Source organism: Desulfurispora sp. (assembly GCF_052744395.1).
Genome location: NZ_JBRAJI010000012.1, coordinates 35,023 through 47,994, shown reverse-complemented (window position 1 = coordinate 47,994; position 12,972 = coordinate 35,023). Strand labels below are relative to the sequence as shown.

Annotated in this window: 12 protein-coding genes; 4 read left to right on the top strand and 8 right to left on the bottom strand. The window is 60.5% G+C overall.

The features are described from left to right. Positions 1-59: 59 nt before the first annotated feature. Together pabB and ACUVTU_RS05020 are read right to left on the bottom strand one after the other, a co-directional pair. Positions 60-1,583 carry an aminodeoxychorismate synthase component I gene (gene pabB, locus ACUVTU_RS05025; RefSeq protein WP_445888860.1) on the bottom strand — a complete coding sequence of 508 codons (1,524 nt, stop codon included), beginning with the start codon at positions 1,581-1,583 and terminating at the stop codon, positions 60-62. After that, the gene (locus tag ACUVTU_RS05020; RefSeq protein ID WP_445888859.1) at positions 1,570-2,178 is read right to left on the bottom strand and encodes an anthranilate synthase component II; all 609 of its coding nucleotides are present in this window, start codon (positions 2,176-2,178) and stop codon (positions 1,570-1,572) included. Before ACUVTU_RS05020 ends, pabB begins: the two co-directional genes overlap by 14 nt. Positions 2,179-2,533: 355 nt before the next feature. Here ACUVTU_RS05020 and ACUVTU_RS05015 point away from each other — a divergent pair, with 355 nt between their 5' ends. Genes ACUVTU_RS05015 through ACUVTU_RS05000 form a run of 4 tightly spaced genes read left to right on the top strand, consistent with a single transcriptional unit; the run spans position 2,534 to position 6,420 of the window. Then, positions 2,534-3,778 (top strand): spore germination protein, encoded by a 1,245-nt coding sequence (locus ACUVTU_RS05015; protein ID WP_445888858.1) that lies wholly within the window; start codon positions 2,534-2,536, stop codon positions 3,776-3,778. 15 nt (positions 3,779-3,793) lie between these two features. Then, positions 3,794-4,990, top strand: a complete 1,197-nt coding sequence (locus ACUVTU_RS05010; protein WP_445888857.1) for a Ger(x)C family spore germination protein — start codon at positions 3,794-3,796, stop codon at positions 4,988-4,990. Between the two features lie 53 nt (positions 4,991-5,043). Further along, positions 5,044-5,274, top strand: coding sequence for a hypothetical protein (locus tag ACUVTU_RS05005; RefSeq protein WP_445888856.1), 231 nt, complete (start codon positions 5,044-5,046; stop codon positions 5,272-5,274). 36 nt (positions 5,275-5,310) lie between these two features. Next, the gene (locus ACUVTU_RS05000) at positions 5,311-6,420 is read left to right on the top strand and encodes a GerAB/ArcD/ProY family transporter (RefSeq protein WP_445888884.1); all 1,110 of its coding nucleotides are present in this window, start codon (positions 5,311-5,313) and stop codon (positions 6,418-6,420) included. A 1-nt stretch (position 6,421) separates the two neighbouring features. On the opposite strand, the gene ACUVTU_RS04995 is transcribed toward ACUVTU_RS05000, so the two are convergent. The 6 genes from ACUVTU_RS04995 to ACUVTU_RS04970 all read right to left on the bottom strand — a co-directional run bounded on the left by ACUVTU_RS04995 (position 6,422) and on the right by ACUVTU_RS04970 (position 12,899). After that, positions 6,422-6,655 (bottom strand): hypothetical protein, encoded by a 234-nt coding sequence (locus tag ACUVTU_RS04995; RefSeq protein WP_445888855.1) that lies wholly within the window; start codon positions 6,653-6,655, stop codon positions 6,422-6,424. Positions 6,656-6,662: 7 nt separating this feature from the next. After that, positions 6,663-7,874, bottom strand: a complete 1,212-nt coding sequence (locus ACUVTU_RS04990; RefSeq protein ID WP_445888854.1) for a Ger(x)C family spore germination protein — start codon at positions 7,872-7,874, stop codon at positions 6,663-6,665. Further along, entirely contained in the window at positions 7,871-9,445 is a 1,575-nt protein-coding gene (locus tag ACUVTU_RS04985) for a spore germination protein (protein ID WP_445888853.1), read from the bottom strand. The genes ACUVTU_RS04990 and ACUVTU_RS04985 overlap by 4 nt, the downstream gene beginning before the upstream one ends. A gap of 4 nt (positions 9,446-9,449) precedes the next feature. Next, on the bottom strand, positions 9,450-10,547 hold the full coding sequence (locus ACUVTU_RS04980) for a GerAB/ArcD/ProY family transporter (protein ID WP_445888883.1): 1,098 nt from the start codon (positions 10,545-10,547) through the stop codon (positions 9,450-9,452). Beyond that, positions 10,534-11,628 carry a GerAB/ArcD/ProY family transporter gene (locus ACUVTU_RS04975; protein ID WP_445888852.1) on the bottom strand — a complete coding sequence of 365 codons (1,095 nt, stop codon included), beginning with the start codon at positions 11,626-11,628 and terminating at the stop codon, positions 10,534-10,536. The genes ACUVTU_RS04980 and ACUVTU_RS04975 overlap by 14 nt, the downstream gene beginning before the upstream one ends. Before the next feature lie 95 nt (positions 11,629-11,723). Continuing rightward, complete coding sequence (locus ACUVTU_RS04970) at positions 11,724-12,899, bottom strand: class I SAM-dependent rRNA methyltransferase (protein WP_445888851.1); 1,176 nt, start codon at positions 12,897-12,899, stop codon at positions 11,724-11,726. Positions 12,900-12,972: the final 73 nt, after the last annotated feature.

Genomic DNA, 12,972 nt, shown 5'->3' with positions numbered 1-12,972 from the left:
GAGGCACCGCCCGGCAGGACGGTAAAACATACCCCAACCCGACCTGTTCCGGGGGAGGTTCACCGGCCGTACAGCTCATACATCCCGGCCGGTTCGGGCAATCCCAGCGCCCGCAAAAGAGCCCGGGCCTTGTCGTGTGTTTCCAGGTATTCGGCCAGCGGGTCGGAATCTATGGTCACACCCCCGCCGGTGTTGAAAATAATCTGTCCGCCCTGATACACCAGCGTACGAATAACGATATTCAAATCGGCCTGACCGTCAAAGCTGAAGTAGCCTATACTGCCGCAGTAAAGCCCCCGCCGCACCGGCTCCAGTTCTTCGATTATCTCCATGGCCCGGATTTTGGGTGCCCCGGTTACCGATCCGCCGGGGAAAGTGGCCCGCAGCAGATCCACCAGGTCGCGCCCCTGCTCCAGCTCACCCCGCACTATGGAAACCAGATGAAACACCGTGGCATATTCCTCCAGGCGGTAGAGTTCGGCTACCTGCACACTGCCCGGCCGGCAGACCCGGCCCAGATCATTGCGCTCCAGGTCCACAATCATGACCAGTTCGGCCCGGTCCTTTTCACTCTGCCAGAGTTCCCGGCGCCAGTAGGCATCTTCCTCCGGGCTGCGGCCGCGCGGCCGGGTGCCCTTGATCGGCCTGGTCTCCACCCGGCCGTCCCGCACCTGCAAAAAGCGCTCGGGGGAGGAGCAGACCACCTCCAGACCGGGGAAATTGATATAGGCGGCCATGGGCGCCGGGTTGATGCGGCGCAGCCTCCGGTACAGCTGCCAGGATGGCACCACCTGAGGCAGGGCAAAGCGCTGGGTCATATTGACAATAAAGACGTCGCCGGCGGCAATGTAGTCCTTGATTTTTTGTACAGCCTGAACGTACTGCTCCCGGCTTAAATCCGCCTGCACGGCAACCGGCCCGGCCGGCTGGAGCACCCTGTCCGGCGGTGCCTCCTCGCCCGCCCGGTCAGCAGCGCCGGCTGTCAGCACGCTCTGCCAGAAATCCAGCCGCTGCCCGGCCCGCTGTCCGGCCTGCTCCGGGGGAGCGGGCAGGCCACTGGCCAGCAAATAAACCAGTTCCTCCTGGTGATCAACCACCAGCGCCCAGTCATAAAACCCCAGCACCAGATCGGGCGGGCTGTTTTCCTGGCGGGCCAGCACGGGCAGCCGCTCGAACTGGCGGCCCAGGTCATAGGCCAGGCAGCCCACCGCCCCGCCGGCAAAGGGAAGACCGCCGGGCGGTGCCGGCAGGCGGTACCGGGAGAGCAGTTGTTTTAGTACGTCCAGCGGCGCGGCGGTAAACCAGCGGTTCAGCGGCAAATCGGGACATACCGCCGGGCTGTTCGTGTACCGCCAGTGCAAATATACCCGGTCATCCCGGCTGTACAGCACCAGGAAGGGATCGGCCCCCATCAGCGACCAGCGGGTGAAACCGGGTACAGCCAGGCTGCTGTCCAGCAGGAAACTGCCGGGAAAGTGCCGCAAATGGCCAAAGAGCTGCACCGGATCGGACGGCAGGTCCAGGCTGCGCCAGCGCACCGCGGGCCAGGCCGCTGCCGGCCGGCCATGTTCATCGTGCTGCATCACATACACCTCTTAAACCGCGCCACCGTTCACCCAGCTGGAGGAAATTGGCCAGCAATTGCCGGCCAGCGGGCGTGAGCACAGATTCAGGGTGAAACTGCACACCCTCCACCGGCCAGTGTTTGTGGCGCAGCCCCATGATTTCCCCCCGGGATGTGGCCGCAGAGATTTCCAGGCAATCGGGCAACCCCGCCCTGTCCACCAGCAGCGAATGATAGCGCCCGGCCGGGAGGGGTGACAGCAGGCCGGCAAACACACCCCGCCCGTCATGCCACACCGGCGAGGATTTGCCGTGCATGGGCCGGTGGGCCCGCACCACCCGCCCCCCAAAAGCCTGGCCAATGGCCTGGTGCCCCAGACACACCCCCAGGATGGGAATGCGCCCGGCCAGGCAGCGAATGGCCTGGAGACAGATCCCGGCCTGCTCCGGTGCACAGGGCCCCGGGGAGAGCACCAGGTAGGCGGGATCCAGGGCCATTATTTCCGATACAGTGATCTGGTCGTTGCGCCGCACCAGCACTTCCTGGCCCAGCAGGCGAAAATACTGCACCAGATTGTACACAAAGGAGTCATAATTATCAATCATTAAGAGCAAAATACCATCTCTCCCAATAACAGGCAAATAAAAAAGACCAGCTCACCCGCTGGTCCTCACCCCGCAGCTCCGAGTCGTCTCGTCTCACCTGATCTCATCTCAGCTCCACCCGGTGGAATACCGGCCACTCGCCTCGGCTTTAATTGTGTGAATTATTTTACCACAATTCTGACTGAAAAATCAATGTCCTCGCCATGTCAAAGGAGGGGATGCCGGAAATCTACGGGGGGTTGCTTGTTTGTACAGTATTTTCCGGCGAGAGTTATTTCACAGAAAGGGCTGCCGGAAATCCAGGGGAGGTTGCTTGCAAGTAAATGCCCGAGCAGGGAAAAAATACGGGGTGAGGTGAACGCTGATGAGCTGGAGAATTAAGCATCCCCGGCGTCTGGAATCAGAACATCTGGCTGATGCCCGATATCCCGTTCGGGAGCCCGACAATGACAGGCTGGCCGAAAAGGTGCTGACAACAGCGGCCCGGAAGATCTCTCGCCAGCTCAAATCACCCCGGCCCCCGCTCCGCCAGGTTAGCGAACCTAAATCGGAAAATGCGGTACGCGGTCCGCGCAACAGCTTTATTGAAGATCTGGAAGACAACTTCCGGATACTGCAAAAACACCTGCCCGCTCCGGATCTGACCAGAGAAGACCTGACCCTGGGCCGGGCCAGCCCCACCGGCGTGGCCATGATTTACTTACGGGAAAGAGCCCACCCGGAGCTGGTGGAGGAAGTCAGAAGCAGGTTGAACAAGATTAACGTGGTGGCTGTGCTGGAAAGCGGGTACCTTGAACATTTCATCCAGGACAACCCGGCTTCTCCCTTCCCCCAGGTGCTGGTCAGCGAGCGACCGGACCGGGTGTGCATAGCTCTGCTGGAAGGCCGGGTGGCTATCTTAGTGGACAACACACCCTTTGTGCTGGTGGTGCCGGGCGAGTTGCTCAGCCTGCTCCAGGCCGCCGACGACTATTACAACAAGCGCCAATTCAACATTCTGGTTAAACTGTTGCGCTATCTGGCATTGCTGGCATCTTTGCTGTTGCCTTCTTTGTACATAGCCATTACCACCTTTCACCAGGACATGATCCCCGGCGACCTGCTGATCAGTATATCGGCTGCCCGCCAGGGTGTACCTCTACCGGCCATTTTAGAAGCAGTGTTTAAGGAAGTGACTTTTGAATTTCTGCGTGAAGCCAGTATTCGTCTGCCGGCCGTTGTCGGACAGGCCGTAAATATTGTAGGGGCTCTGGTCATTGGCCAGGCGGCTATCCAGGCCGGTCTGGTATCACCATTAATGGTAATAGTTGTAGCCTTTACCGGTATAGCCTCGTTTACTGTGCCCCAGTACCCGCTGGGGCAGGCCATTCGCACGCTGCGTTTTCCCCTGATGCTCACTGCGGGTATACTGGGCCTGTTCGGGGTAATGCTGGGTCTGCTGGCCATTTTGTTGCATCTGTGCGCCCTGCGCTCGTTTGGTGTTCCTTACTTAAGCCCGCTCACTCCTCTGCAGCCGGTGCAGCTGGCCGCCAGCACCACTCTGCCGCCCCGGCATCTAGGTTATACTGCAGCGGCCAGAAGCAACGCCAACCGTTACGGCCGGATATGATGGAGGAACTGTACCATGAAAAAACTCCCCCGGCTGACTTACCTCTTCTTTCTGGCCCTGCTCCTGCCCCTGAGCGGCTGCTGGGATAAAACCGAGGTTGAAAATTTGAACATTGTCATCGGTGCCGCCGTCGATCGACTGCCCACCGGGCAGTTACGCATCATTTGCCAGACAGTGGATCAGCCCCAGAGGCAAATGAGCAACCCTAATGGGAGCCAGGGGAGCGGTAGCATTAATTATCATAACTGGTTGGCCACGGGTTACACTCTATTCGACGCCATCCACCGCCTTACCCTGGTGGCCCCCCATCGCTTTTACTGGCCCCACTGCCGGGTAATCATTATCAGCGAGCAATTGGCCCGGCAGGATATTGTCAGTATACTGGATTTTTTAGAAAGGGACGCGGAAATCAAACGCAGTATGTGGATACTAATTGCCCGGGATAAGCCGGAAGATATCCTGGCAGCTGGCACTCAAAACAAGTTGCCCCCCGCCAGACTGCTGGCAGAAAGTCTCGATATCCGCCACTGCAACTCCTGGTACGCCGTTTCTCGCTTAAACCAGTTCATGCGCCAGTTGAGCACGCCGGGACGGGAAGCCTTCACCGCCGGTGTAGAGAGCGTTCCCGGTCTGATGCGGCGTGATTTGCAGGCCGCCGGCAGCGGCCCCGACCTGCATGAACCACGCCTCACCCACACCGCTCTTTTCCGGAGTGGCCAACTGGTGGGATGGCTCAATGAACAACAAAGCCGGGGGTTGCTCTGGTTGCTGGGAGAGGTAAAGAAGGGTATTGTACCCGTAAAGTTAAATGAAAATATGATCAGTTTTGAGGTGGTTGGCAGCCAGAGTAAAATTGAACCTTCCCTGCAGGATGGGGAACTGGAAATAAATATATCCCTCAAGGTCGATGCCAATATAGGTGAAGTCAGTCCGGGTCTGGAAAAACTGGACAGTGCGGTAATCAAAGAGCTGGAGGCAGCCCTTTCCGAACATGTACGTCAGGATATTACTGCGGCGCTGGCTGCCATGCAATCTCTGGGCAGTGATGCGGCCGGACTGGGGGAAGCGGTCTACCGTCAGTATCCGGCCCGGTGGCAGGAAAGCTATGCCGGGAACTGGCCGGAAATATTCTCTTCTCTGAGCTACACCATTGACGTACACAGCCGGGTGCGGGGCCTGGGCCGTATCAACATTTCTCCCCGGCCGCTCTGAATAGATCTCCGTACCCGGCAGTTCCAGATCAATCCAAGGAGACGTGAGGGCAAATGTGGCTGAACCTGATTTTGCTCAGTGCCGCCTATACCGCGCTGATCTTTTATCAAATCACGCTGCTGCCCCGGCCCCTGCCCCGGCGGGAGGCATTAATTTCCGCCCTTCTTTTGCTACCCGCCCTGATCTACAGCTATGGCCTGGTCCTGGACGTATCCCTGCCCAATCCCAGCTCTGCTCTGGAAAACATCTTCATGCCCCTGGCCCGGAAACTGGGACTGGGCTAGCCTGGCCGCACCGGCAAGGAGGCTACTCCCGTGCGCATGCAGGACGAGATCATTTCCAGCCGGCAGTTTGCCTTGCTGGTCTGCAGCTTTATCATTGGCACAGCTATTTTGCTGGTACCCGGTCAAATTATTGCCACCAGCCGTCAGGATGCCTGGCTGGCCCTGGTACTCTCCTTCTTTCCCGGCCTGCTGCTCACCGGATTGCTGGTGCTGCTGCAGAAATATTACCCGGGAAAGTCGCTTGTTCAGATGCTGACCGCAGCATGGGGCCGCGCGGGCCTGCTGCCCGCCCTGGTGCTGGTCTGGTTTGCCCTGCACCTGGGCGCGCTGGTGCTGCGCAATATTGGCGACTTCATTCAAACCGTCCTGCTCTTTCAAACCCCGCTGGCCGCCACCCACATTCTGGTGGCCCTGCTGGCCGCCTATGCCCTGTTTCTTGGCCTGGAACCCCTCACCCGGGCCCTGGCCCTGCTCATGCCCCTGAACCTGGCTCTGTACCTGTTGTTGCAGGTGATTGACCTGCCCATCAGCCGCTGGGCCGAACTGCAGCCCCTGCTCGACCGGGGCTGGGAACCCGTACTCATATCAGCACTAAATCTGAGCAGCTTTCCCGTAGGCGAAATGATCCTGCTGGCCCTGATTGTCTGGCCCATCCGGGAGTCACCCCGCCGCCTCTACGCCTCCTGGGTTCAGGGTCTGGGCGGCGGAATATTCATTCTGCTCCTGGCCACTATCGGGGCCATCACCGTGCTGGGGCCGGATGACGCCGGCCGCGTGGTCTTCGCCCGCCTGAGCACGGCCGATGCCGGCCCGGTCAGCCACCTCACTGTGCCGGTATTATCGTTTAACTGGTTTATTTTCACTTTTGCCAAGTTTGCCCTCTGCTATTACGCCTTTGTCAGCAGCCTGGCCACACTGACCGGCATCAGTGATTACCGCAGTCTGGTCCTGCCGGCCGGCGCCCTGCTCACCACTTTTTCTCTGTCGGCTTACCAGAACCTGGGACAGGAACTGGACTTCGCCCGGGTAATCTGGCCGGTTTATGCCCTGCCCATAGAATACGGTCTGCCAATTTTGCTGCTGGTCAGCCACCTGGTGCGCAGCAAAATCGCCCCGGGAAGGCGGCGCACCTCCCGGGGTCGCTGAATTACAAAGATTTAAGAGCACTTTCTATCCACAGGGTCACCGGGCGGAAGATCAGATCCAGATAATCATAGGGGTTGGGCAAACTCCACCCGGAGGCATAACCCCAGCTGTACAGCAGGGCCAGCCCCATCAAGACGATATACACCGCCCCCTCTTTCCAGGCCCGCCGGCGCACCAGCTGCCCCAGCTGCCAGCCCATCAGAGGCAGCAGGACAAAGGCAATAAACGCTTTCATAACTCGTTCACCTGGCCTGATAGGTCTGGGTGATCAGACCCAAACGGCGGATCTGCACCCGGGTTAGGATATCAAATTCGGTTTCCGGAAAGATTTCCTCCCGCCACCTGTCTTCCACCCGGGCCCAGTATGCCGGGTACCGGACGGCCAGCTGGCGGCCAAATCCAAAGGGGTCGCTGCCCAGTTGCTGACAGCGGCTGATGGCCCGGTAAATATCGTTTTTAACCTGCTGCCGGGCCAGCTCTTTGATCTCATTGATCACCCGCACATCAACCAGATTCACTGCGGCCATACTCTCCCCCACATTGCACTCCACCTGCACATCGATCACCAGGCGGGGGCGGTCGTGGGACAATTCGGCCCGCACTCTGCTCTGATTGCCGGTAATCTCCAGGGCCACTTGCTGTCCCCGGTAATTTAATGTCATAATCCCGCTATTGGCTTCGCCCCGCACATAAAGCAGGCCTCTGCTTTCAGAATCATCCAGCCAGCCCACCAGCCGGTCACGGCGAAAAACCGCGGTTTGATGCAGGCGGGGCACCGGCAGCTGGGGAAGCGCCTGCCCCATTCCCTGCTCCGGTTTTTTTTCGGGTACTCTTAGCTCCACACCGGCTGTAAAAGCATCCGCACCGGTTTCGTTCATATACTGCACAAAATCCCCCAGCCGCAGGGGGGCATAGGTGCTGCTCAGCCGGCGCTGCTGGAGCGCACTGGCCAGGTACTGCCCCAAAGGCCGGTTCAGGTTATTCATAGAGTTGAACAGGCGGGGCATCAGCCGCGAGCGGGACACCAGAATCCAGACCGTGCGGCGGAACTCGGGATCGCGCTCCAGAAAATCCAGCACTTCACTCACCCCATTCTGCCGGGCCAATCTCTCGCCGATGACATACACCTGGTTGTGGGAAAAAAAGAGGCGGTGCGGGGTTTCCCGAGAGAGCAGGCGCACCGCGTCAAAAACCGTGCGGCCCTGCCCCTGGTGGTTGTGAAAGGGAGCCGGGAACTCTTTGCCAGCTGCCCCCATCTGCTGCGCTCCACCGCCCGGGTTGGCTTCCTGCACCCAGATTTCGTACCCCGCTCCCCGGTCGGGCAGCCTGATCCCGAAAGCCATCACCAGACCCAGGTCTTCCACCTCGCGCAGATCCCAGCAGCCCGCGGTGAGCAGCAGAACCAGCAGCAGCACCAGGGCAGCCGCTCCCCGCTGCCGGGCCGGGCGGTTCATGACTTTTCCGCACCGGCCGGCCGGTGCATGCCCGAACCCGGCAGGCGCACCAGCACATCGCGCAGCGCAGCGGCGCGCAGCGGGGCAGCCGGAGCCAGATAGGGCACCCCGAAACTCTGCAGGGAAGCCATATGCAGCAGGATCACCAGGATAAAGCACATCACCCCAAACAGGCCCAGCAGGGCGGCCGTGAGCATGAGCGGAAAGCGCAGGATGCGCACGGTTTGACCCAGGCTGAAATGGGGCACGGAAAAGGAAGCGATGCCCGTAAAGGCCACCACAATGACCATGAGGGCGGACACCAGTCCGGCCTGCACCGAGGCCTGGCCAATCACCAGCGCCCCCACAATGCTCACGGCCTGACCTACGGGGCGGGGCAGGCGCACTCCGGCCTCGCGCAGTATTTCAAACATCAATTCCATGATCAGGGCCTCCACCAGGGCCGGAAAAGGCACCCCCTGCCGGGCGGCGCTGATGCTGAGCAGCAGTTTGGTGGGGATCATCTCCTGATGATAGGTGGTGATGGCAATGTAGAACGAGGGCAGCACCAGAGATACGGCAAAAGCCGTATAGCGCAAAAAGCGCACAAAAGTGGCAAATAAATAATTCTGGTTGTAGTCCTCAGAGGTTTCCAGTAGGGAAAAGAACTCGCCCGGCGCAATCAGGGCCTGGGGACTGTTGTCGGTCAGAATGACCAGCCGGCCTTCCAGCAGGGCGGCCACCGCCCGATCGGGCCGCTCGGTGTTGCCCAGCTGGGGAAAGGGGGAGAGAATGCTGTCCTGGAGCATTTCCTCCAGATAAAAACTCTCCTGAACGGCGTCCACGGTGATGTTCTGCAGGCGGCGCTGGACATATTCCACCAGCCGCGGGCTGCATAGACCCCGGATGTACAGCAGGGCCAGGTTGTTCTGGGCCACCCGCCCCAGGGCCATTTTTTCCACCTGCAGGTTGGGGCTGTGAATGCGCCGGCGCACCAGGCTGATATTGGTCGGCAGGTGCTCTACAAAGGCATCGCGGGGCCCGCGCACCACCGGCTCCTTTTCCGATTCCTGGATGGCCCGCACCTGGTAGCCCTTGATTTCTATACTGAGCAGGCGGAACTCCCCCTCCACCAGCAACAGAGCGCTGCCCCGCAGCAGTTCATCCACTGCTGGCGCCATTTGGTCCAGCCAGCGGGTCTGACTGCGGGTGAGCAAACTGTTGCGCTGCAGCGCCAGCAGCACCTGTGAGCCGTTCCGGTAGCCCACCACCGGCGCATCGTACAAGAGCGGCCGCAGGACATGCTCGTCCAGGAGCCGCCCTTCCAGCATGCTCTCCAGATACAGCAGGGCCGCCGGCAGCACCCTTTCCTGGCCCAGATAAAGACGCCGCACCTGCAAATCGCTGCTCTCCCCCAGCACCTGGCGAAGCAGCTCCAGGTTATCCTCCAGAGAGGCCGTGGTGGGCAGGGCGTCCAGTTCCTGCGCCGTAACCGCCCGCCGGGCCCGGGTGGCTTTGTCCTGCAGGGGGTTGGACATTTCCCCGGCCCGGCGCCGCCAGTGACGGGCCAGCCGCTGCAAATATTGGAGCATTATCTCACCCCTCCGGCTTTTTTTCGCTCAAACGGGATAACAGGTATACGGCCAGCAAGAAGACCACATTGTAAAACAGCAAATAGGGGGGAACGGTCAGGCTGCTGAACTGCAGCAAAGCACTGATGTTTTCCCAGCCGTACAGGGCCAGGCCCAGCACCAGCACAGCGCAGGGCAGCAGACAAAAGCGGTAGTCGGTCAGGCCGCAGGCCCGCAGCAAACAAACCTTCCCGCAGTACATGAAGACAGCCAGCTTGAAGGCCATGCCCAGCACCCAGACCCCCATGAACAGCGCGTCGGTGCGCTCGAAAAAACTGAGCGACTCCAGGCGGGTTTCCCGGATCAGGTTGAAGGCGGGGTAAATCATGCGCGCACACACTTCCGCACCGAAAAGACCCAGGGAGGCGATATTGACCAGCAGCAGGGCCAGATAATCCAGCAGCAGGGCCAACAGCGCCGCGCTCCGGAGCTGGCCGGCATCGGCCAGATGCTGGCCCAGCAGCAGGGCAAACAGCAGCGTCTCACTCAGCCAGCCCAGGGGCACCAGTGCGCCCAGCAGCAGTCCCGGCCAGCGGCTGTACTGGGGCTGCAGAAATTCCTGGTCCAGCGCCCGCAGGTTCACCGCGGCTACCAGCACAATAGTAACCATGATGCTCAGCACAGCCAGGCTGTTGATGCGGGCCAGCGGCCCGAGACCCACCCGCAGGCCGTAATCCACCACCACCAGCAGCGCCGCGGCCACCAGCCAGACCGGAGTCTGGCGCAAATAAATCGTGCCCATCAAATCCACAAATTCGCGCAGCAATATGCCTGAGGAAAGAATAAAGTAAAGCACCAGTCCCAGATTGACCACCACCGGCCCCGGGCCGCCGCCCCCGCGGTTTTCTCGCCCCAGCAGCTGCCAGATCCAGCGCAGGCAGCCCGGTGCGGTAAAGAGATAGCCAATCACCACCACCGTCAACCAGGCTATGGTCAAAGAGGCCCAAAAATTGTTGCCGGCATTTTGCGCCGTGCTGGCGGGCACCACCAGCAGAGCAGTGGGCAGTACGGCAGCCACCAGCAGAGCGGTTAATTGCCAGCGGGATAGTTTAACTGCCGGCAGGGCTGTTCACCTGCCCCGGCGCCTTCAGGCGCAGTTTGACCCAGAGCAAGCAGGGCACCACCACCTGAAAACAAAAGGACATCCCCGGCCAGCTGAAGGTGAGCGAGCGGATGGAGCGGCCGGTTTCATCAATGGCCAGCAGGGGCAGGACCGCCAGCAATACGCTCAGGGGCAGCAGTTGAGCCGGGGTGGCCGGTATAACCTGCTGCCAGAGCTGCCAGGTGAGGTAGTAAAAAAACATCACCTTGAGGCACACCGCTCCGAACCAGAAGGTCATGGCAAAAGCGTCCAGATTGAGCAGGGGCGAGCTGAGACCGGCCAGACGGATGATGTCCAGGACCGGAAAAACCATGGCCGCGGCCTGCCGGGCCCCGAAAACGCCGATGGATTCATACAGCACCAGATTGATCAGCACCACCGCCCAGACCGCCCCCAGCAGCCAGGGCAGCAGGCGGCGTTGTTTGTCCACCTGCGGCATCAGCAATACCAGCAGGAAAAATTCGCTGAACCAGGCCATGGTTTTAAAAGCACAGGCCGCCAGCATACCAATTCCACTGCCCAGCAGGGGCAGATAGTTGATGCCTTTAAAGGCGGGCAGGGACACCAGCAGAATCACCACCCGAAACAGGATGCCGGGCCAGAAGAGCAGCTCATTCACCCGCAGGATCGGTTTTAGGCCGCTGTGCCAGGCATAGGCGGCCAGCAGCAATAGCACTGCCACAATCACAGAGGAAGGGGTGGCCACCAGAAAAACCGTGCTGATAATCTGGATGATTTCGCTGAGCAGCACGGAAGTAATCAGATAGACAAAGAGGAAATAAACCCCGCCCAGCACCCGCCCCGGCCCGCGGCCGCAGGTCTTTGTGAGCAGGGTGGTGAAATCCACTCCGCCGCCCCGTACCAGCAGGGAGTGGTAAAGTAGCACCAGCAACGAGGTCGCCCCGCCGGCCAAAAGGGGCACCAGCCAGGCATCGCGCTGGCAGTCCTGCAGCACCATGGCGGGTAAAAAGACATCGGCGCTGGAGGTGATCACCACCACCAGCAGGTAGACCAGCTGTTGCGGAGAAACCTGTACGGGCATCGGGCGCTCCCATCAATAACCTTTTTATGCTTAGTCTGCCAGCCTGGCCGTGATTTATGCATAAAAAAAGCGGCCTGCCCGAAGCAGACCGCCTGCTAGAATACCTGCAGGACCAGACATTTTAAATAATGGTTCTCCGGCATGGCCAGCAGCATGGGGTGGTCTTTAGCCTGCCGGCGCAGTTCCACCAGGCGCAGCTGGCGGCGGCAATCGCGGGCCGCCTCCTGGATGGTTTGGATAAACAAATCCTCACTCATGTGATAGGAACAGGAACAGGTGACCAGAAAACCGCCCGCGGGCAAAAGGCGCATGGCTCGCAGGTTAATCTCTTTGTAGCCGCGCACCGCGCCGGGCAGGGCGCTTTTGGATTTGGTAAAGGCGGGCGGGTCCAGGATAATCAGGTCGAACTGCGCCTTTTCTCGCTCCAACCGCCGCAGGGCGTCAAAGCAGTTCTCCTCCTGAAAGTGGCACAGGTGGGCCACCCGGTTGCGGGCGGCATTGCGCCGGGCCACCTCCAGCGCAGCGGCCGAGATATCTATGCCGGTCACCGCGACCGCCCCGGCCGCGGCCGCATAAACCGCGAAAGTGCCCGTGTGGCAGAAGCAGTCCAGCACCCGCGCTCCCCGGGCCAGGTAAAACATCACCCGGCGGTTTTCTCGCTGGTCCAGAAAATAGCCCGTCTTTTGCCCGCCGGCCAGGTCCACCTCCAGCTCAAGGCCGTTTTCCTCAATAATCACCAGCGGATCAAAGGGCGGCCCGATAAAGCCGCTCACCAGAGGCAGGCCCTCCAGCTGCCGCACACTGGCATCATTGCGCTCGTAAATGCCGCGCGGGCGGCAGACCTCCTCCAGTACGTCCACAACCGTGCTTTTAAACCGTTCCATGCCCAGGGCCAGAGTCTGCAGAGAAAGAAAGCCGGCAAAGTCATCCACAATCAGGGCGGGAAGAAAATCGGCCTCCCCGAAGATCAGCCGGCAGGCGTTGCTGTGCTCCAGCACCCGGCGGCGGTAGTCCACCGCCTGCTGAATGCGGCGGACAAAAAAGTGACGGTCAACTGGCTCATTTTTGTCCCGGGTAAGGATGCGCACAGCAATCTGGGAAGCGGGATTGACATACCCCCGGCCGATAAACCGGCCGGCGCTGTCCACAACTTCCACCACATCGCCCGGCTGGATGTCCCCTTTCATGTCGCTGATCTCGGTCAGATACACCCAGGAATGGCCCTGCTTCACCCGCTGGTCGCGGTGGCGGGCCAGCACCACTGTGGCCAAATGTGCTCCCTCCTGTTGGTCCCCGGCTGAATGGCCAGCCTTTTTTCTTCGGCGGGAGCCGGCCTCCGGCCGG

Excerpts from the sequence above, each read along its gene's own strand:
- pabB (WP_445888860.1), bottom strand. The coding sequence starts at position 1,583 with ATGCAGCACGATGAACATGGCCGGCCGGCAGCGGCCTGGCCCGCGGTG.
- ACUVTU_RS05015 (WP_445888858.1), top strand. The coding sequence starts at position 2,534 with ATGAGCTGGAGAATTAAGCATCCCCGGCGTCTGGAATCAGAACATCTG.
- ACUVTU_RS05010 (WP_445888857.1), top strand. The coding sequence starts at position 3,794 with ATGAAAAAACTCCCCCGGCTGACTTACCTCTTCTTTCTGGCCCTGCTC.
- ACUVTU_RS05005 (WP_445888856.1), top strand. The coding sequence starts at position 5,044 with ATGTGGCTGAACCTGATTTTGCTCAGTGCCGCCTATACCGCGCTGATC.
- ACUVTU_RS05000 (WP_445888884.1), top strand. The coding sequence starts at position 5,311 with ATGCAGGACGAGATCATTTCCAGCCGGCAGTTTGCCTTGCTGGTCTGC.
- ACUVTU_RS04995 (WP_445888855.1), bottom strand. The coding sequence starts at position 6,655 with ATGAAAGCGTTTATTGCCTTTGTCCTGCTGCCTCTGATGGGCTGGCAG.
- ACUVTU_RS04990 (WP_445888854.1), bottom strand. The coding sequence starts at position 7,874 with ATGAACCGCCCGGCCCGGCAGCGGGGAGCGGCTGCCCTGGTGCTGCTG.
- ACUVTU_RS04985 (WP_445888853.1), bottom strand. The coding sequence starts at position 9,445 with ATGCTCCAATATTTGCAGCGGCTGGCCCGTCACTGGCGGCGCCGGGCC.
- ACUVTU_RS04975 (WP_445888852.1), bottom strand. The coding sequence starts at position 11,628 with ATGCCCGTACAGGTTTCTCCGCAACAGCTGGTCTACCTGCTGGTGGTG.